Raw genomic sequence first — 19,374 nt, 5'->3', positions numbered from 1 at the left:
CCCGGGAGCAAGGAAAGCCCGTAGCACCGACAAAAGTGCCGGTACGTCCCGACAATTCGGTGCGTACCGGCACTTCGTGTTCGAGCCCGTCGGTCAGATCTTGACCGGGTAGTGGGGTTCGGGAATGGTCGGCTGGATCCGCTTCTCGACGAAGATGCCGTGCCAGAGCATGAAGGCCAGCAACGCCCAGATACGGCGGCTGTGGTCCGACACCCCGGAGCGGTGCTCCTCCAGCACCTGCAGCACGGCGTTCTTGTCGATCAGATGGTCGGTCTGGGACTGGATGACGATGTCGCGTGCCCAGTCGTACATCTCGCTCTTGAGCCAGTGCCGGATCGGCACCGGGAAGCCCAACTTCCTCCGGTTGAGCACGTGCGGCGGGATGATCTCGCGCAGGGCACGGCGCAGCGCGTACTTGGTGGTCTCCTTGGTGAGCTTGAGCTGGTAGGGGACCTGCGCGGCGATCCTGAACACCTCGGGGTCCAGGAACGGCACCCGCAGCTCCAGCGAGTTGGCCATCGTCATCTTGTCGGCCTTGACCAGGATGTCCCCGCGCAGCCAGGTGAACAGGTCCACGTGCTGCATCCGGGCCACCGGGTCCCAGCCGCGGGACTCCCGGTAGGGGCGGGCCGTGACGTCCTGATGACCCACCCGCGGGTCGTAGGTGCGCAGCACGCGACGCAACTGGTCGTCCAGGAAGATCCGGGCGTTGCCGTAGTAGCGCTCCTCCAGCGTCAACGCACCCCGGCGCAGCAGATCCTTGCCCCGCACACCCTCCGGAATACGGGTGGAGACCTTGCCCATCACGGTGCGTAGCGCGCCCGGCACCTTCTCGAACGGCGCCAGCGACAGCGGCTCCCGGTAGATGGTGTAGCCGCCGAACAACTCGTCGGCACCCTCACCGGACAGCACCACCTTGACGTGCTGGCGGGCCTCGCGGGCGATGTAGTACAGCGGTACCAGCGACGGGTCGGCGACCGGGTCGTCCAGGTACCAGATGATCAGCGGGAACGCCTCCATCATCTCCCGGGGCGACACCGTGCGGACCACATGCTTCACCCCCAGGGCGGCCGCGGTCTCCGCGGCCACGTCCACCTCCGAGTAACCCGGGCGCTCGAAACCCGTGGTGAACGTGATCAGGTCCGGATTGTGCTCCTTGGCCAGGCACGCCGTCGCACTGGAGTCGATGCCACCGGAGAGGAAGGCACCCACGGTCACGTCGGCGCGCATGTGCTTGGCCACCGAGTCGCGCAACGCCTCAGCGATCTCGTGGTAGAGCCGGGAGGCGTCGGCCTCACCGTGCACCGGGCGCGGCCGGAAGGTCGGCGCGAAGTACCGCTCGGTCACCACCTGCCCGCCCGGCGACACCGTGAACGACGTACCCGACTCGATCCGCCGGATCCCGGTGTGCAGCGTCTCCGGCTCCGGCACGTACTGCAGCGTCAGGTAGTGCTGCAGCGCGGTGCGGTCCAGCTCCGGGGACAGCACCAACGCCTCGGACAGCTCCAGCAGGCTCTTCTTCTCACTGGAGAAGGCCACCCCGCCCGGTCCGGCCGCATAGAACAGCGGCTTGATGCCGAAGGGATCGCGCGCGCCGAAGATCACGTGCTCCTGGGCGTCCCAGATCAGGAACGCGAACATGCCCCGCAGCCGGCCCACCGCCGACGGGCCCCAGTGGTGGTAGGCAGCGACGATCGTCTCGGTGTCACCGTCGGTGGCGAACTCCGCGCCGTACTGCTCGGTCAGCTCCGCCCGCAACTCCAGGTAGTTGTAGATCTCCCCGTTGAAGATGATCGTGTAACGGCCGTCGGCGTAGCGCAGCGGCTGGTGCGAGCGCTCCAGGTCGATGATCGAGAGCCGGTTGAACCCGAACACCACCTCGTCCTGGTGCCACGTGTCGCTCTCGTCCGGGCCGCGGTGCCGTTGGCAACGCAACGCCCCGGCCACCGCGGACCGAGCCATCGCGGCATCGCTCGTCGAGGGGCTAACCAGTCCTAGTAGGCCGCACACGCGTCTCGCGCACCTTCCCTGTCTCGGCGTCGGCGGAGGGTGGGTCACTCCCGGCCGCCCAGTATGCCGGGTACGCGGGGCGGCGGAGGGTGCATGGCATGGCGTGCCGCCCGAGCGATGTCACCACCGCAACGGGTGACGTACACGGCACGACTTGTGAATCACCCCCGGGCGGTAGCGCCGCCACTCCTGGGCTAGGCTTCCCCGCGACTCCGGCGGTGTGCCGTCACCGCTCGTCCGAAGCGCGTCGCGACCGCGGGCGGCCGTGTCGCCCCGGACGGCGATCGAGCCAGGACGACCGCCGCGAGGAGCGCGGATCAGTCAGCGAGGAGGCGTCGAGCAGTGGGCCTGAAGGTGGGCACCCGGGCAGCACGGCTGGCCAAGGTCTTGGGCCTCGCCGGCCTGGTTGGTGTAGCGGCGACGGGCTGCTCCACGGACGAGGTCCTGCGCTTCGGTTGGCCGGTGGGCGTGACCCCGCAGGCGGACCGGATGCGCGAGCTGTGGACCTGGTCGGTCGTCGCCGCCCTCGTGGTCGGCGTCATCGTGTGGGCGTTGATTCTCTGGCCGGTGGTGTTCCACCGCAAGAAGTCGGACGAGCTGCCGCGGCAGACGCAGTACAACGTGCCGCTGGAGATCATCTACACGGTCGTCCCGATCGTGATCATCGTCGTGTTGTTCTACTTCACGGTGATCACGCAGAACTACGTCAACGCCAAGGACGAGAAGCCCGCCCTCACCGTCGACGTGGTTTCCTTCCAGTGGAACTGGGAGTTCTCCTACCCGGAGTACGAGACCCCGGACAAGCAGCCGGTGACCACCGTCGGCACCAGCCAGGAGATCCCGCTGCTGGTCGTGCCGGCCAACCAGGTGGTGCGCTACAAGATCAGGTCCAAGGACGTCATCCACTCGTTCTTCGTGCCGGAGTGGCACTTCAAGCGGGACACGCTGCCGAACCCGGAAAAGAACAGCCAGGACAACGTGTTCCAGAACACGATCGACCGGGAGGGCTCGTTCGTCGGGCGTTGCGCCGAGTTGTGCGGCACCTACCACGCGGTGATGAACTTCGAGGTCCGCGCGCTGTCGCCGGACAAGTTCACGACCTACATGGACTACCGGACGCGGACCAACCCGCAGACCGGCAGCCCCTACACGGCGGCCCAGGCGCTGGCCGCGATGAACTGCGGCGAGCTGTGCGCGCCACAGGCGGTCACCACCCATCCGTTCAACACCGATCGCACCGCCCGCGAGGCGTCCGAGCGCGGACGCTGACGGCGGGCGGTATCGGGAACGGACGGCGAGAGCGAGGACTCCATGAAGGTCGAAGCACGGATCTTCGAAATCATCACGGTCTTCTTCTTCCTGTCGGCGATCGTCTACGGGCTGTGGGCGAAGGAGCCGGTGGGGATCACCGCGATCACGTTGACCGGTGGCCTGTCGTTGATCATCGGCACCTACTTCCGGTTCATCGCCCGACGGGTCGAGCCGCGGCCGGAGGACAACGAGGACGCCGAGGTCAGCGACGGCGCGGGTGAGCTGGGCTTCTTCAGCCCGGGCAGCTACTGGCCGGTGGGCCTGGCCGCCTCGGCCGCGCTGGCCGGCCTGGCGCTGGCGTTCTTCCACGTCTGGCTGCTGGTGATCGCGGCGGCGCTGATCATCATCATGGTCGCCGGCCTGGTGTTCGAGTACCACGTCGGCCCCAACCACGAGTGACCCCAGGACTCCGCAACGCTGACTGGCCGGCACACCCCGAACGGGGGTGCCGGCCAGCGGCTTTCGTGCCACTCGATCCAGTGATCCAGGCCAGCCGTCGCGTGGTCGATGATCCCGGTGGTTTTTGCCCGATGTTCGAGGAAGGACCACCCGTGACCGCCGCTGACACAGAGTCCCGTCGCCGCGGAGTGGGATGTCAGCCCCGGCGGTCGCCGGATAGCCTCTCCCCGAGAGCCAGCCCCCGTGGCACGAGGGATCGGGAGGAGGACCGCATGGCAGCGCCCGCCCACCAGCTCGGACCCCACACCGTCGCCGAATGGTTGTCCGCCGACCAGCCGGAGGACGGTCGGCGCCTGGAACTGCTCTGGGGGCACTACATGATGAGCCCGGCTCCGACCAAGACCCACCAGTATGCGATGGGGGAGCTGTACATCATCCTTCGTGATGCGGTCAGGACGAGCGGGCGTCCCGACCTGCACGTACTGCTCGGGGTCGCGGCGTCGATCTCCACCGAGAACCGTCACGGCCTGATTCCCGACATCATGGTCATCAACGAGTGGGGTGAGGAGACCACGACGGAACCGGCCGCGATGCAGCTCGTGGTCGAGCTGTGGTCCTCCGGGAACAAGAAGAAGGAACGCAAGGCCAAGGTCGACGCGTTCGCCGCCGCGGGCATTCCTTTCCTCTGGACCGTGGAATTCGGTGCGTGGGGCGAGTCCCGGATCACCGCGTTCCGCCTCGGCGAGGGTCAGTACGTGGAGGAGATCACGGCCAAGCCGGGCGAGGCTGTCACGATCACCGCCGCGCCGGTGCCGGTCACCTTCGATCCCGCCGACATCGTCCCCTAGGCGCTGTACTCCGCCTTCAGGGACGTGGACAGCTCGGCCCAGCGGGTCAGCAGGGTGGCCGCCGCACCGGAGTCGATCGTGTGCGCGGCGCGCTCCAACCCCGCCCGCAGGTCCGCCACCAGATCCGTGGAGAAACCCTCGTAGGCCGCCAGGGCACCGGCCGCGTTGAGCACCACCGCGTCCCGCACCGGACCCGGCTTGCCCGCAACCAGCTCCCGCACGACCTCGGCATTCACCGCGGCGTCACCACCGGCCAGGTCCTGCGGCCGCGCCAGCTCGATCCCCAGCGCGATCGGATCCACGGTCTCCTGCCGGACCTGCCGGTCGTGCACCACCCACGCCGTCGTGGTGGTGGTCGTTGTGATCTCGTCCAGGCCGTCGTCCCCGCGCGCCAGCAGCACGCTGGCCCCACGCCCGGCGAACACCTCCGCCATCACCGGGGCCAGCCGCGGATCGGCGCACCCGATGAGACCGGCCGTGGTCCCCGCCGGGTTGGTCAGCGGCCCCAGCACGTTGAACGCCGTGGGAATGCCCAGCTCCCGCCGGGGCGCGGCAGCGTGCCGCATCGCCGGGTGGAAGACCGGGGCGAAGCAGAACCCCACCCCCAGCTCGTCGACGCAGCGACGCACCGCCGCCGGCGGCAGCTCGATCGCCACCCCCAGCGCCTCCAGTACGTCCGCCGTGCCGCACTTCGACGACGCGGCCCGGTTCCCGTGCTTGACCACGGGTACGCCGGCCGCGGCGGTGATGATCGCGGCCATCGTGGAGATGTTGACGGTGCCGCTGCGGTCACCGCCGGTCCCCACCACGTCCACCGCGCGCACGTCCAGCTCGACCCGCCGCGCGTGCGCCAGCATGGCCCGCGCCAGCCCGGCGATCTCCGCCGCGGTCTCACCCTTGGCCCGCAACGCCACCACGAACCCGGCCACCTGCGCCGGGCTCGCGTCGCCGGACATCACCTGGTCCATCGCCCACGCGGTGTCCTCGGCCGTCAGGTTGGCGCCGCCGACCAGCCGGGACAGCAGGTTCGGCCAGGTCCGCGCGGTAGCCGTGCGCTCGGCCATGTCGGCTCCTATCCCTGGGCGGCCGGCAGCCGGTGCGACCGCAGCACCTCGGCCACGGTCTCGGCGGCGGCCAGCGGGTCGAGCGGGTGCACGATCACGGCGTCCGCCTGCGACCAGGTCGCCAGCCAGCGGTCGTCCCGGCGCCGCACGGCCACCACGATCGGCGGGCACTGCGCCAGCTCATTCTTCAGCTGCCGGGACAGGCCGAGGCCGCCGGTGGGCTGCGCCTCCCCGTCCAGGATCGCCAGGTCGACACCGGCGTCGGCCAGCGACAACACCTCGGCGATCGTGCCGGCCTCCACGTAACGGACCCGGCCCAGGTCGGGGGCGGGACGGCGGCCGACCGCGGTGATGATCGCCTCCCGCACCTCCGGCCGGTGGCTGAACACCAGGATCGTCATGGGCTGCGCGTTCATGCCGTCCTCCCACATCGTGGCCCGCTCGGGCACCGGCCGCCCGATGCTATCGAGGGATCAGCCCGGCGTCTGCAGCGCGTCCCAGCCGAGCGCCTCGCCACCCAGCCGCTGCGCCAGCCCGGCCATCCGGGACCGCTCCTGGGCACAGTGCAGCGCGTCCAGCATCTGGACCCGCGTCGCGACCAACCGCACGGTCCCGGGCCCACCCGGGACATCCAGCCCACCACCGGACGCGGTAGTGGACTGTTCGGCTCCGGGCTCCGCTGCGCACCCCATCGCTGCGTTGCGATGCTCGCTTCGCCCGTCACCACTCGTGTTGGATTGCTCGGCTCCGGGCTCCGCTGCGCACCTTGTCGCCGAGCTGCGATGCTCGCTTCGCCCGTCACCTCGCGGGAACTCCTGCAGCCGCCACCCGTCCGTCGCCAGCAGTTCCCGTGCCCTCTCCACCGACTCCGGCGGCAGCGCGAGATGGTGGCGCAGCACGGCCGGCGTCGCCGGGCGCCACCCCGTCGCGCGGGCCAACACGGTCGAGTCGGCCTCGGCCGGATCGGCGGCCACCGCGATCACCACCAGGCTCGGATCATCCGGGTCGAGCCCCGTCGCGCGGCGGCGACGGAATCGTTCCCGCAACCGGCCCAGTGGTCCCACGGTGTTCCTCACCCTCTGTGACGCGGGGCACGATACCGCCTGCGCGGTGGACCCGACCGGGCGGCCGGGATTCCTGCACGCCATAATGCGTCGCGTGACAACGGCAGCGCCCACCATCGGCCAGCGCGTGCATTCGCTGAACCGGCCCAACATGGTCAGCGTAGGCACGGTCGTCTGGCTGTCCAGCGAGCTGATGTTCTTCGCTGGGCTGTTCGCCATGTTCTTCACGGTGAAGGCCCAGAACGAGGGCCCGTGGCCGCCGCCGCCGGCAGAGCTGAACGTGGCGTACGCCCTCCCGTTCACGATCATCCTGGTGGCGTCGTCGTTCACCTGCCAGTGGGGTGTGTTCAAGGCGGAGCAGGGCGACGTCTTCGGGCTCCGGCTGTGGTACGCGATCACGCTGGTACTCGGCGCGATCTTCGTCGCCGGCCAGGCCGGTGAGTACTACCAGCTGGTCACGCACGAGGGAGTCACCATCTCCTCCTCGGCCTTCGGCACGGTGTTCTACCTGACCACCGGGTTCCACGGGCTGCACGTGATCGGCGGTCTGATCGCGTTCGTGTACCTGCTCGTGCGGACCAAGCTGAGCAAGTTCACGCCCGCACAGGCCACCGCGGCGATCGTGGTGTCGTACTACTGGCACTTCGTCGACGTCGTGTGGATCGGCCTGTTCGCCACGATCTACCTGATCCCCTGACGACTCGGCCGCGCACGAGCCCCGAACTCGACCAGCAAGGGTTGCCGCACACATGACCACCAAGAAGCAACGGACCCGGCAGCGTTCCAAGCTGCGGCGCCGGGTCGCCGGTCTGCTCGCGCTGAGCATCGCGTTGCTCAGCGTCGGCGGGCTGTACGTCGTGCTCACACCGAAGCCGCAGATGGCGAACGCAGCCGAGGACCCGGCGCTGGTCCGCCAGGGTGAGCAGCTCTACAACACCTCCTGCATCACCTGCCATGGTTCGAACCTGCAGGGCGAGCAGGACCGTGGCCCGAGTTTGATCGGCGTCGGCGAGGCGGCCGTCTACTTCCAGGTCTCCACCGGGCGCATGCCGATGGCGCGGCAGGAGGCCCAGGCGGTGCGCAAGCCGCCGAAGTTCAGCCCCGAGCAGATCGACGCGCTCGCCGCGTTCGTGCAGTCCCGCGGTGGTGGCCCGGTCCGGCCCGAGGAGCGCGGCGAGGCGCTGCGCGGCAGCGACCCCGCCCGTGGTGGCGAGCTGTTCCGGCTCAACTGCGCCTCCTGTCACAACTTCACCGGCCGCGGTGGCGCGCTGTCGTCCGGGAAGTTCGCGCCGGAGCTGGACGGCGTCACCGAGGAGCAGCTCTACACCGCGATGCTCACCGGACCACAGAACATGCCGAAGTTCTCCGACCGGCAGCTCTCGCCGGAGGAGAAGAAGGACATCATCGCCTACGTCAAGTCCGTCACCGAGGGCCGCAACAACCCCGGTGGTAACGCGCTGGGCGGCTACGGGCCGGGCCCCGAGGGCGTCATCGCGTGGATTGTGGGCATCGGCGCGCTGATCGGCGTGACCCTGTGGATCGGGAGCAAGGCATGAGCGAGCAGCGTAGGGAGGACCTGCCCACCGAGGCAGAGCTCGCCGAGATGAGCCGGGACGAGCTGGTCAAGCTCGGGACCAAGCTGGACGACGTCGAGCTGGTGCACTACGCGGACCGGTGGCCGGTCAAGGGCACCCGCGCCGAGAAGCGCGCGCAGCGCGGCGTCACCGCCTGGTTCGTGTTGTCCGGTCTGTCCGGTCTGGCCTTCCTCGCCGTGTACCTGTTCTGGCCGTGGAAGTACGAGTCGCCGTTCGCCGACGGGTACCTGATGTACTCGCTGTACACGCCGCTGCTGGGGGCGACCCTGGGCCTGGCGATCCTGGCGATCGGCTTCGGCATCCTGCTGTACGCGAAGAAGTTCTTCAACGAGGAGATCGCGGTCCAGACCCGGCACGACGGCCCGTCGGACCCGGTGGACCAGAAGAGCATCGGTGCCCTGCTGGGGGACGCCGCGGACACCACCGGCATCCAGCGCCGGTCGATGATCAAGCGGTCGCTGGGCTTCGCCGGCGGCGTGTTCGGGCTCGGTGCCGGTGTCTTCGCCGTCGGTGGCCTGGTCCGCAACCCGTGGAAGAGGAGCGACAGCCCCGACTCGCTGTGGCACACCGGCTGGCAGTCGAAGAACGGCGAGCGGGTGTACCTGCGGCGCGACACCGGTGACCCACACGAGGTCGTGCTGGTGCGTCCGGAGGACCTGGACGCCGGTGGCTTCGAGACGGTCTTCCCGTTCCGTGAGTCCGAGCGCAACGACCCGGAGAAGCTGATCAAGGCGCTGCGCCGGTCGGACAACCCGGTCATGCTGATCCGACTGCGGCCGAACCAGCGCGTGGTGAAGCGCAAGGGCCAGGAGAACTTCAACTACGGCGACTACTACGCCTACTCGAAGATCTGTACCCACCTGGGGTGCCCGACGTCACTGTTCGAGCAGCAGACCGGTCGCCTGCTCTGCCCGTGCCACCAGTCGCAGTTCGATGTGTACACCTACTGTAAGCCGATCTTCGGCCCGGCGACGCGGGCGCTGCCGCAGTTGCCCATCGAAGTTGACGAGGACGGCTACTTCTTCGCCCGCGGTGACTTCATCGAGGCGATCGGTCCTGGGTTCTGGGAGCGCAAGTCATGAGTGCGAACACCACGCCCGCTGCAGCCACGGCCGGCCCGAGCCGGGCGGCCGCCGCCGCCCTGGAGGCCGACGAGCGCTTCCGCATGGCGGCCGGGATGCGCCGGCAGCTCAACAAGGTCTTCCCGACCCACTGGTCGTTCATGCTCGGGGAGATCGCCCTCTACAGCTTCATCGTGCTGTTGCTGTCGGGCGTCTACCTGACGCTGTTCTTCGACCCGTCGATGGCCGAGGTGCAGTACCAGGGCTCGTTCGACAACCTGCGCGGCATCCACATGTCGCGGGCGTTCGAGAGCTCGCTGAACATCTCCTTCGAGGTGCGGGGCGGTCTCTTCGCCCGGCAGCTGCACCACTGGGCGGCACTGCTGTTCATGGCGTCACTGGTGGCGCACATGTTCCGCGTGTTCTTCACCGGCGCCTTCCGCAAGCCGCGTGAGATCAACTGGACCATCGGTGTGACGCTGTTCATCGTCGGCATGTTCGAGGGCTTCACCGGCTACTCGCTGCCCGACGACCTGCTGTCCGGCACCGGCCTGCGGATCATGTCCGGCATCGTGCTGTCGATCCCGGTGATCGGTACCTGGATCCACTGGGCGGTGTTCGGCGGCGAGTTCCCGGGCACCGAGATCATCCCGCGGCTGTACACGATCCACATCCTGTTGCTGCCGGGAATCCTCCTGGCCCTTGTCGCGGCGCACCTGGCGATCGTCTGGTACCAGAAGCACACCCAGTTCCCGGGGGTGGGGCGCAAGGAGAACAACGTCGTCGGCGTGCGGATCATGCCGGTGTTCGCGGCGAAGGCGGGCGCGTTCTTCTTCGTGAACCTCGGTGTGCTGGTCCTGATGGCGGGCCTGTTCCAGATCAACCCGATCTGGAACATCGGTCCGTACAACGCCTCGCAGGTGTCCGCGGCAACCCAGCCGGACTGGTACGTGGCCTGGTCGGACGGCTTCCTGCGGCTGTGGCCGGCGTGGGAGGTCTATCTCGGCAACTACCTGATCCCGGCGACGTTCTTCCCGGCCGTGGGCGGCATGACGTTCGTGTTCGTGCTGGCGCTGGCCTACCCGGCCATCGAGCGCAAGCTCACCAAGGACGACGCGCACCACAACCTGCTGCAGCGGCCGCGTGACGTGCCGGTGCGGACGGGACTGGGCGTCATGGCCATCACGTTCCTGATGGTGGGCATGGTGTCGGCGTTCAACGACATCATCGCCGACAAGTTCCACATCTCGCTGAACGCGATGACCTGGGCCGGCCGCATCGGGCTGCTGTTGCTGCCGCCGCTGGCGTACTACTTCACCTACCGCATCTGCATCGGCCTGCAGCGGTCGGACCGGGAGGTGCTGGAGCACGGCATCGAGACCGGCATCATCAAGCGGCTGCCGCACGGTGAGTTCATCGAGGTCCACCAGCCGCTGGGTGGCGTGGACGAGCACGGGCACGCGGTGCCGCTGGAGTACCAGGGCGCGTCGGTGCCGAAGAAGATGAACAAGCTGGGCACCGCGGGGCACCCGGTGCAGGGCAGCTTCCTGCGCCCGGACCCGGCGGAGGAGACCACCGCCCTGGAGCGGGCCCGGCACGAGCTCGCGGCCGGCAAGGAGCGTCTCGGCGCCGAGCCGATCGAGCCGCCGCAGAGCGACGAGAAGGAGCTGCCGGCGGAGACGCCGCGGCACTGACGAGCACGAGGATGGCCCCCGCACCGACCGGTGCGGGGGCCATCCGTGTTTCTGGGCCCGGTGCCGCTGATTCTGGGTGGGGCCGTCGGTGTTGTCCGGCTCCGGCGGCCGTGGGCCGGCGTGGTCGCGTGGCTCGAGCTGACCGGAAGCTGACCGGAGAAGTCCGGTCAGTCGGCGTCCTCCAGGCCGAGGGCGAAGGTTGCCTCGGTGTCACGCCGTGAGTACGAGCGGAACGCGATGTGCGTGTCCGTCTCCACCACGCCCGGCACCTTGCTGATCCGGCCCGGGATGAGCGCGGCGAGGTCCTCGTGCTCGTGGACCCGCACGGTGGCGATCAGATCGATGTCGCCGGCGCAGGAGTACACCTCCGCGACACCCTCGATGTCGGCGATCGCCTGCGCCGTCTCCGGGATGCGGTCAGCGGCGGCACGGATCAGCACGATCGCGGTGATCACGGGGTTCCTCCCGGGGACAACGACGTCCGAACGACGGTACAGCGATGATAGACGGGGCTTCGCCGTCACCGGGGCCGTCGTCGCCGTCGCCGGACGGCGGCCTGCTCGGCGGCCGGGGCCGCGGCGGGCCAGTGCGGAGGGCGGATGAGTGACGACGGAATTCTCGTCGCCGTATCCCCCTTGGCGGCGTCGAGCTGCGGCTGGGTAAGGAAAATGCTTTCCTCGAGATCGGTCGCGCGCAGATCTGCGGCCCGCAGATCCGCCCCCAGGAGATCTGCTTTTCGCAGGTCGGCGCCCAGGAGGTCGGCCCCGAGGAGATAAGCGCCGCGGAAGCTGGCGCCGCGCAGGTCCGCACGCCGAAGATTCGCCCCGATCAGGTCGGCGCCCCGGTGATCCGGCGCAGATTCACCAACTTCAGCACGCACAACCTCGCTCACCCGCGCCAACAGCACGCCAATCTCCTGCCGATATGCATTGGCATCAAAGCGAACAAGCTTGTCAGGGCCAGCACCCGTAAGGCACTCGGTCCGTTCCCGAACGCTGTCGATTTCGTCCCGCAGTGGTCCGGCCGGCACGAGCGACAAAGCTTCCGCCAGGTACCACAACAGTTCCCGGAGCTGTCGCATCACGGTGAACACAGCGAACATCGACGACGCGCTCTCCGGCTTCCGCCGCCAGTCCTGCCCACCGAAAGTCACCTGTGTGACCTGCTGTCCCGCCCCGAAACAGTCGAACACCGCACAACCCGGAAAGCCCCGGTCACGCAGCCTGTCGTGAATACCACAGCGGAAGTCCGTAAGCAGGTTCGAGCACGGCTGCCCCGCGGGCTTGTTCACGGCAAAGTCGGCTGACACAGCAAAAGCCGGTGCAACACAACACAATCCAGCACAGCGACTACAGTCCGCCCGCAGCTCCTGGCGTCCGTCGACAAGGCGCGCCGAGCCGGCTCGATCAGACATTTGCCCTCCGTAGATCGATATGCGGTCCACAGCCCGCCACGCAGAGCCGGGTACGACGGTCTTCAGAGTAATGCGAAGGCACAACTACGCCGCTTGGTTATCGGCCGGCCCAACATCCCTGGTCAAATCCCTAGTCGGCGGCGGCGTAACCAGCCCTACCAGCCTCAGCCAGCTCCAACCACGAGTGCCAGGACGCCGCGCCGCGCGCCGGCTCGTGCCACGGCTGGGCGCAGCGCACCAAACGGGTCCCCGCCCGGACCAGCCACCGCCGGACCACCGTCACCTCGTCCGCGGGCGCACCACACAACGGACCCGAACCCGGGAGCACCGTCTCGGCGCCGGCGACGAGCGCGTCGACCACCGGCATCGGGGGCACACCCCGCCGGGCCACACCCGCCGCGGCCAACCGCCCGTGGCGCACGACCGCCAGCTCCCAGCCGCCCGCACCGTCCGGATGTGCCGCCACCAGCTCCGGTATCGCGGCCAACGCAGCGAGACGCTGCAACCGGGTCAACGCGCGCACCAGCCCGGCCAGCCGGTCCCGCCGTACCCCGGCCTCCTCGAACCGCTCCGCCTCGGCGAACCGCTCCAGCCGGGCACGCAGTTCGCGCAGCGGCTCATCCCACCTTCCCGCCAGCAGATCCGCCACGGAACGCACGGCCGGCGCGTACTCGTCCACGCCCTGCCTGCCCGCACACGGCGCACCGCAGCGGCCCATTTCCGCCACCACGCACGGCTTACCGCCGGGGTTCCGCGCCGAGATACGCAGTGTGCACGGCCGGATTGGCACCACGTCCTGCAATGCCTCCACGGCCTCGACCGCGGCTCGCTGGGCCGAGAACGGCCCGAGCGCGGCGTCACGCGGTTGCCGCACGACGGACAGCCGGGGAAACGCCTCGTCGGTGAGCACCACCCACCAACCCCGCTGCGGAAACTTCGACCGCCGGTTGTAGCGGGGATGGTGTGCGGCCAGCAGCCGCAGCTCACGCACCTCCGCCTCCAGGGGATGAGCGCATTCGATCGCGTCCACCCGGTCCGCCAGACCCACCATCTCCCGGATGCGGCGGCGGCTCTCACCCGCCGTGAAGTACTGCCGCACCCGGCGACGCAGGTTCGACGCCGTTCCGACGTACAGCACCTCCTCCCGAGGCCCGCGGAAGAGGTAGACGCCCGGCGCAGAGGGCAGGTGTGCGGCCAGCCCCCGCTTGCGCCGCTGCTCGGGGGTGACCTCCGGCAGGAAGGCGAGAAGCTCCTCCAACGAATGCACGCCCAGCGGGCCCACCCGCTCCAGGAGCCCGTGCAGAACGTCAACCGTCGCGCGGGCGTCGGCGAGTGCGCGGTGCACCGGCTCCGTGCGCGCGTGGAACAACCGGGCCAGCGCCGCTAGCCGACAGCTCGGCGCCTCGTCCCTGGTCAACACCCGCCGCGCCAGCCGGGCCGTGCACAACACCGACGGCTTGGGCCAGGGGTGGCCGAGCAGCTCGCAGGCCGCGCGCAGGAACCCGACGTCGAACGGCGCGTTGTGCGCCACCAGCACGGCACCGGAGGCGAACTCGAGGAACGCGGGGAGGACCGCGGACAGCTTCGGCGCGTCGGTGACCATCGCCTGGGTGATTCCGGTCAGCGCGACCACGGTCGGCGGGATACCCCGTTCCGGGTCAACCAGGGTGGCGAACTCGCCCAGCACCTCCCCGTCCCGGACCCTGACCGCACCGATCTCGGTGATGGCGTCCTGTTCCGTGCTACCCCCGGTGGTCTCCAGGTCGACCACGACGAACGTCGTGGTGCGCAGCGGGGACCCCAGCTCGTCGAAGGAGAGCTGGGCTCTCGAGGGTCTCATCGGTCCAGCACCCTAGGGTCGGCCACCGACAGCCCGGACACGTCGCTGACCGGCGCCGGCGTGCCCGCCGGCCCGCCCCGTCGCCGGATCGCTCCGGCCACCACCGGCGCACTAGCCTGGGAGGGTGATGCCCCAGCAGCCGGAACCCGACGCGTCCCCGCCGGACGTCGACACCGGACCGTCCACCGTGGACGGCCCGGACCGCGACGCGGGCGAGACCGCGCCGGAGTCCTCGGTGGACTGGGCGACATTGCCCGATCCGGTGCGCACCAGGCTGGCCGAACTGGCCGCCGAGGCGGTGGGCGGGATGTCCTGGATGGACGTTCCGCCACCGGTGCGTCCGGTGGCGAAGTTCGCCCGCGCCAAGCGGGCCCGTCTCGGTGCCGGAACCCTTGTCGCCGCGCTGCGGGACTTTCCCGGTTTCCGTGCGGCCGTGACCGAGTGGTGCCGGGAACACCGGACCGCGGCATTGGACACCGGAGCGGACGACCCGGTGGTGGCCGCGGCGGCCGGCGTCCTCCTCGGCGACCGGGAAGCCGCCGGGCAGGTCCAGGTGGTCGCGCGGCAGGCCGAGGACGCCCAGCTACGCGCCGAGCGGGACGCCGCCGTCACCCGCGTGGAGAAGCTGACCGCCGAGATCGAGCGGCTGCGCGCCGAGCTGGAGGAGGCCCGGGGCGCCGCCGACCGGGTCCGCGCCGACGGCGATGCCGAGCTGGAGCGGCTCCGCCGGCGCCTGCGCGACCAGGGGGTGCGGCTGCGGCAGGCGCGCGACGAGGCCAAAAAGGCCCGCGACGAGCTGGAGCGGGAACGCACGATGGCCGCCGAGACCCGGCAGGCGCTGGTCGCCGAGCGCGACCGGGAACGGGAGCGGGCCACGGCCGAGCGCGCCAGGGCGGTGCGCGCGCAGGCCGACGCCGAGGTGGCCCGGCAGTCCGCACGAGAGGCGCGGCAGGCCGACGAAGTGCGGCTCGCCCTCCTGGTCGACACCCTCGCCGGCGCGGTCACCGGGCTGCGCCGCGAGCTGGCGCTGGGCGGCAGTGGGCCGCGCCCGGCGGACCTGGTCCGCGGCGCCACGGCGGCACAGGGCGCAGTGGGCCGCGTGGAGGACCCCGCCGCCCTGGACCGCCTGCTCGCGCTGCCGGCCGTACACCTGGTGGTGGACGGCTACAACGTCACCAAGACCGGCTACCCCGAGCTGCCCCTGGCCGACCAGCGGGACCGGCTCGCCAACCAGCTCGCCGCGCTGGCCGCGCGCACCGGCGCCGAGGTCACCGTGGTGTTCGACGGGGCCGGCGTGGTGGCGGTGCCGTCGGCGGGCCCGCGCGGCGTTCGGGTGCTCTTCAGTGACCCCGGGGTGCTCGCCGACGACGTCATCCGCGCGCTGGTGGCGGCGGAACCCGAGGGTCGGCCCGTCGTCGTGGTCACCTCGGATCGGGCAGTGGCGGACTCGGTACGCCGACGCGGGGCGCACCCGGTGCCGTCGGCGGTGCTGCTGGCGCGGCTGTCGCGCGTCTGACCGCCGGTCCCTCCTCGTTGCGGAAGGTGGGCAGCGGGCTGTCGTGCCGGGGCTCGTACAGGCCGAACTCGGCGCCGCCGGGCACCCGGACCCGCGTGAGCAGGCCCCATCCCTCGTCGCTGATCGGCGCCACGACCTCGACGCCCTTGCCCGTCAACACCTCGACGGTGCCGTAGATGTCGTGGCACATCAGGTAGAGCTCGTGCCGTGGGGCGCCCTCGGTGGGGTGCACGGCGAGCTCCGCGGGTGGGAGCGCGAAGATCAGCCACCCCTGGCCCGCGTCGACGGACCCGAGGTCGCAGACGTCGCGGAAGAAGGCGCGGACCGCCTCGGCGTCCTCGGCGAAGACCAGGGCGTGTACGCCGGCGATCCGGCCCGGCTGGTGGTTGCGAGCCACTGCGGCCTCCTCGTGCGGCCCTGGGTCCCGGCCGGTCCGGAACCGGGCGCCGCCGTAGTGGGGATTGTGTGGCGGCACGCTCCCGGAGCGCTTGTGGATCTATTCGAACCTCTGTTCGATTAGGGTGTTCGGTGCGGGGGTGGGTACCCGGTCATCCGCTGCCGGTGTCCACCGCTGGCGCCGCCGCTGCGGGGTCGGGCCGGGCGCCTGCCACCCTCGAGCCGGGGGACCGCCGCAACGACGCCCGGGCAACGGCCAGTGAGGAGAGCCAGTGTGATCGTCGACTGCGACAGCTGCGTGGTGCGCGGGGACGCCTGCCGGGATTGTGTGATCAGCCTGCTGTTGGGTGCACCGCCGGGTGACAGGGGTGCAGACCCGGTCGAGTGGCGAGTCCAGGCACCGGCGGGGGAAGGCGGTTCGGTACCGCAGCTGAGGTTGGTGACAGGTTCGTCGAACCCAGCGTGTCCAGAAGGTGAGTTGATCGCCGAACGGTCACCCACAAGCGACGAACGGTCGCAACAGCAGGTGAGTCGAGGCGCATGACCGAATACCGGGCGTTATCGGGTATCCCCCGAACGAGATCTTGTGCAAGATTTCACGAATTCTGGCACCCGGCTGTGGACGCGGCGGCTCACGTTTCGTAACCTAGCCGAGATCTCGCGGCGGCCAGCCACCCATGGAGGGTGGCTACGCGAGTCACCGCCGAATCGGCTAGTCGGGGAGCCGAACCGGAGGCCCGGACCACGTCCGGGCTGGCCGGGCGGTGGAGTGCGCTCTTCTTGCGCGTCACTCCGCCGAGCCACGGCCCACCGGTAGGCGGTCGGGAGGACGAAGGAGTAGCACGCGACGTGGCGTCGCAACGACTGAAGCGCATCCGCAGGGCGTTGACAGCCACCGCAGTGGCGGCCGCGGCAGTGAGCCTCACTCCGGCCCAGGCCATCGCCGACCCCGAGCCCCCCGCCAACGCCTCCGAGGCCGTCAAGCAGCTCAACGAGCTGAGCAAGCAGGCTGAGGTCGCGGCCGAGCAGTGGCACAAGGCCAAGGACGACCTGTCGGCCCGCAAGGCCGACGAGGACAGGGCCAAGGCCGAGGTCGAGGAGGCCAGGAAGGCGGCCGACCAGGCGCGCGCCCAGGAGGGCGAGTTCCGTGGCCAGGTCGACAAGCTGTCCAACGCGTCGTTCCAGGGCGCGCGGCTCAACCAGCTCTCCGCGTTGCTGGTGAGCGAGTCACCGCAGAACTTCCTGGACCAGATGAGCATGCTGGACGTGCTCGCCACCGACAACAAGCAGGCGCTGGACAAGCTGTCCGGCGTCCGGGAGCAGACCGAGGACGCCGAGCGCCGGGCCAGGGAGGCCGCGGAGCGGGCGCACAAGGCCGCCGAGGACGCGGCCAGGCTGGAGGCCGAGGCGGCCAAGCGCAAGCAGGACCTGGACGCCAAGATTTCCCAGGCCAAGGCGCAGGCCAACCGGCTCACCTCGGCCGAGCGGGCGTCCCGGACCAGCCGCGGCGTGGACGTCCCGGTGCCGACGGGCAGCGGCAAGGCCATCGAGGCGCTGCAGGTCGCGCTGGCCCAGCGGGGCAAGCCGTACGCGTGGGGTGCCACCGGTCCGGGCTCGTTCGACTGTTCCGGGCTGGTCGTCTACTCGTTCCGCCAGGTCGGCGTGCAGCTGAAGAACCGCTCGACCTACGGTCTGGTCAACGAGGGCACCCCGGTGCCGCGCAGCCAGATCCAGGCCGGCGACATGGTGTTCACCAACAACAACAACCACATGGGCATGGCCGTGGACAACAAGTACATGGTCCACGCGCCGACCGAGGGCGATGTGGTGAAGGTGTCGCCGATCGACAGCCAGCAGTTCTACGCCGCCCGCCGGGTCGGCTGATCCGCCGGGCTGGGTCGGGACCCCCAGCCGACCCGGCCGGTAGGACGAACCCCGGCCGAGCGCCTCCGGGCAGATCCTCGTGATCTCCCGGAGGCGCTCTCTGTTTCTGCTGGAGCGGACCCGCAGGTGGGGTACCGGAGCGGACGGGAAGTGCCGTTCGCGTGGCGGAGAGTGAGCTGTCACAGCCTCGCCCAGTGCCAGGCAGCGAAACGCTCTCTCGTTGGTGCGGCCTTCCGCGGTGCCCTGCCCGTGGGCTCGCGTCAACTTGTCGTTGACGACCGGGCTGGTGTCAACCTATCGTTGACGCATGACGAATCCGCTGCCCCCGGTCCGCCTCGATGACCTGATCCAGGCCATCAAGAAGGTGCATGCCGACCCCCTCGACCAGCTCTCCGACGCCGTGATCGCCGCCGACCACCTCGGCGAGGTGGCTGACCACCTGATCGGCCACTTCGTCGACCAGGCCCGACGCTCCGGCGCCTCGTGGACGGACATCGGCAGGTGCATGGGGGTCACGAAGCAGGCCGCGCAGAAGCGCTTCGTGGGCAAGGCTCCCGGCGACGCGTCGGATCTGGACCCCAGCCAGGGATTCCACCGGTTCACCGAGCGGGCGAGGAACGTCGTGATGGCGGCACAGAACGAAGCCCGTGCGGCCGGCAACGACAAGATCCGTCCCGAGCACCTCGTGTTGGGGCTCCTGAGCGAACCGAAGTCACTGGCGGTGTGGGCGCTCGCCGAACTGGGCGTGTCGACGGACACCGTTCGGCAGACCGTAACCGCGTCGCTGCCACCCGCGGCGGATCAGGTGCCCGACCTCGTCCCCTTCGATCCCCAGGCGCGCAAGGCGCTGGAACTGACGTTCCGGGAGGCCCTGCGGCTGGGACACAACTACATCGGCACCGAACACATGCTGCTCGCGCTGCTCGAGCTCGAAGACGGCGTCGGCGTGCTCGCTACCCTCGGCGTCGAGAAGGCGACCACCGAAGCGACCATCAACCGTGCCTTGTCAGAGATGCTTGGCGCTCGCGAGCAGAAGTGACCTTCAGGAACGCCACGGCTCCGAGTCCCGAGCCGCTGCGGGTGTGCGCTGCTGCTGGGAGAACTGTCTGGGTCCTGGTCGCATGATTGTGGATCGTGGTGTGGGTGTTCTGCCTGCGATGTGCTGAAGCTCCTGGCGTCGGTGCGGATGTCCTGTCCGACCCCCAACACCAGGAGCTTCAGCGGCGTTTCACCGCATGCATGTTGGGTGGCGGCCCCGCGCCTCGGTCGGTCTCCCGC

The 19,374-nt window shown here is 69.9% G+C and carries 18 protein-coding genes; 10 read left to right on the top strand and 8 right to left on the bottom strand.

Translation table 11 applies throughout. From position 1 onward, the window contains the following. Positions 1-93 precede the first annotated feature (93 nt). Positions 94-2,010 (bottom strand): asparagine synthase (glutamine-hydrolyzing), encoded by a 1,917-nt coding sequence (gene asnB, locus IEY55_RS12835; protein ID WP_189057371.1) that lies wholly within the window; start codon positions 2,008-2,010, stop codon positions 94-96. A 342-nt stretch (positions 2,011-2,352) separates the two neighbouring features. On the opposite strand from asnB, the gene ctaC reads away from it, so the two are divergent. The 3 genes from ctaC to IEY55_RS12820 all read left to right on the top strand — a co-directional run bounded on the left by ctaC (position 2,353) and on the right by IEY55_RS12820 (position 4,568). After that, positions 2,353-3,279 (top strand): aa3-type cytochrome oxidase subunit II, encoded by a 927-nt coding sequence (ctaC, locus tag IEY55_RS12830; RefSeq protein ID WP_189057369.1) that lies wholly within the window; start codon positions 2,353-2,355, stop codon positions 3,277-3,279. Positions 3,280-3,321: 42 nt separating this feature from the next. Then, positions 3,322-3,720: a cytochrome c oxidase subunit 4 gene (locus IEY55_RS12825; protein ID WP_189057368.1), complete on the top strand. Its 399-nt coding sequence runs from the start codon at positions 3,322-3,324 to the stop codon at positions 3,718-3,720. A gap of 272 nt (positions 3,721-3,992) precedes the next feature. Then, positions 3,993-4,568 (top strand): Uma2 family endonuclease, encoded by a 576-nt coding sequence (locus IEY55_RS12820; protein ID WP_189057366.1) that lies wholly within the window; start codon positions 3,993-3,995, stop codon positions 4,566-4,568. On the opposite strand, the gene trpD is transcribed toward IEY55_RS12820, so the two are convergent. The 3 genes from trpD to IEY55_RS12805 are packed head-to-tail and all read right to left on the bottom strand — an operon-like array spanning position 4,565 to position 6,678. Next, positions 4,565-5,632 carry an anthranilate phosphoribosyltransferase gene (gene trpD / locus IEY55_RS12815; RefSeq protein WP_189057364.1) on the bottom strand — a complete coding sequence of 356 codons (1,068 nt, stop codon included), beginning with the start codon at positions 5,630-5,632 and terminating at the stop codon, positions 4,565-4,567. The two genes, IEY55_RS12820 and trpD, sit on opposite strands and share 4 nt — an antisense overlap. 8 nt (positions 5,633-5,640) lie before the next feature. Continuing rightward, positions 5,641-6,048 carry a hypothetical protein gene (locus IEY55_RS12810; protein WP_189057527.1) on the bottom strand — a complete coding sequence of 136 codons (408 nt, stop codon included), beginning with the start codon at positions 6,046-6,048 and terminating at the stop codon, positions 5,641-5,643. 57 nt (positions 6,049-6,105) lie between these two features. Next, complete coding sequence (locus IEY55_RS12805; RefSeq protein WP_373290006.1) at positions 6,106-6,678, bottom strand: hypothetical protein; 573 nt, start codon at positions 6,676-6,678, stop codon at positions 6,106-6,108. A 103-nt stretch (positions 6,679-6,781) separates the two neighbouring features. Here IEY55_RS12805 and ctaE point away from each other — a divergent pair, with 103 nt between their 5' ends. The 4 genes from ctaE to qcrB are packed head-to-tail and all read left to right on the top strand — an operon-like array spanning position 6,782 to position 11,046. After that, the gene (gene ctaE / locus IEY55_RS12800; RefSeq protein ID WP_189057526.1) at positions 6,782-7,393 is read left to right on the top strand and encodes an aa3-type cytochrome oxidase subunit III; all 612 of its coding nucleotides are present in this window, start codon (positions 6,782-6,784) and stop codon (positions 7,391-7,393) included. Positions 7,394-7,445: 52 nt separating this feature from the next. Next, positions 7,446-8,252, top strand: a complete 807-nt coding sequence (gene qcrC / locus IEY55_RS12795; protein ID WP_189057362.1) for a cytochrome bc1 complex diheme cytochrome c subunit — start codon at positions 7,446-7,448, stop codon at positions 8,250-8,252. Next, positions 8,249-9,373, top strand: coding sequence for a cytochrome bc1 complex Rieske iron-sulfur subunit (qcrA, locus tag IEY55_RS12790; RefSeq protein WP_189057359.1), 1,125 nt, complete (start codon positions 8,249-8,251; stop codon positions 9,371-9,373). Before qcrC ends, qcrA begins: the two co-directional genes overlap by 4 nt. Then, positions 9,370-11,046, top strand: a complete 1,677-nt coding sequence (gene qcrB / locus IEY55_RS12785; RefSeq protein ID WP_189057357.1) for a cytochrome bc1 complex cytochrome b subunit — start codon at positions 9,370-9,372, stop codon at positions 11,044-11,046. Before qcrA ends, qcrB begins: the two co-directional genes overlap by 4 nt. Positions 11,047-11,213: 167 nt before the next feature. On the opposite strand, the gene IEY55_RS12780 is transcribed toward qcrB, so the two are convergent. The 3 genes from IEY55_RS12780 to IEY55_RS12770 all read right to left on the bottom strand — a co-directional run bounded on the left by IEY55_RS12780 (position 11,214) and on the right by IEY55_RS12770 (position 14,300). Further along, positions 11,214-11,501 carry an Lrp/AsnC family transcriptional regulator gene (locus IEY55_RS12780; RefSeq protein WP_189057356.1) on the bottom strand — a complete coding sequence of 96 codons (288 nt, stop codon included), beginning with the start codon at positions 11,499-11,501 and terminating at the stop codon, positions 11,214-11,216. Positions 11,502-11,566: 65 nt separating this feature from the next. Then, positions 11,567-12,148: a pentapeptide repeat-containing protein gene (locus tag IEY55_RS12775; RefSeq protein ID WP_308424754.1), complete on the bottom strand. Its 582-nt coding sequence runs from the start codon at positions 12,146-12,148 to the stop codon at positions 11,567-11,569. Between the two features lie 442 nt (positions 12,149-12,590). Beyond that, a complete protein-coding gene (locus IEY55_RS12770; protein ID WP_189057352.1) occupies positions 12,591-14,300 on the bottom strand; it encodes a DEDD exonuclease domain-containing protein in 1,710 nt (569 codons plus the stop codon). A gap of 127 nt (positions 14,301-14,427) precedes the next feature. Between IEY55_RS12770 and IEY55_RS12765 the strand changes: the two genes are divergently transcribed. After that, entirely contained in the window at positions 14,428-15,816 is a 1,389-nt protein-coding gene (locus IEY55_RS12765; RefSeq protein WP_189057350.1) for an NYN domain-containing protein, read from the top strand. On the opposite strand, the gene IEY55_RS12760 is transcribed toward IEY55_RS12765, so the two are convergent. Further along, positions 15,722-16,213, bottom strand: a complete 492-nt coding sequence (locus IEY55_RS12760) for a VOC family protein (protein ID WP_229686313.1) — start codon at positions 16,211-16,213, stop codon at positions 15,722-15,724. The genes IEY55_RS12765 and IEY55_RS12760 overlap by 95 nt on opposite strands. Before the next feature lie 848 nt (positions 16,214-17,061). Here IEY55_RS12760 and IEY55_RS12755 point away from each other — a divergent pair. Together IEY55_RS12755 and IEY55_RS12750 are read left to right on the top strand one after the other, a co-directional pair. Next, positions 17,062-18,096, top strand: a complete 1,035-nt coding sequence (locus tag IEY55_RS12755; RefSeq protein WP_189057349.1) for a C40 family peptidase — start codon at positions 17,062-17,064, stop codon at positions 18,094-18,096. Between the two features lie 307 nt (positions 18,097-18,403). Then, positions 18,404-19,135: a Clp protease N-terminal domain-containing protein gene (locus IEY55_RS12750; protein ID WP_189057347.1), complete on the top strand. Its 732-nt coding sequence runs from the start codon at positions 18,404-18,406 to the stop codon at positions 19,133-19,135. Positions 19,136-19,374 lie beyond the last annotated feature (239 nt).

The organism is Longimycelium tulufanense, assembly GCF_014645795.1.
Lineage (GTDB): Bacteria > Actinomycetota > Actinomycetes > Mycobacteriales > Pseudonocardiaceae > Longimycelium > Longimycelium tulufanense.
This window is presented reverse-complemented; position numbering and strand designations above follow the sequence as displayed.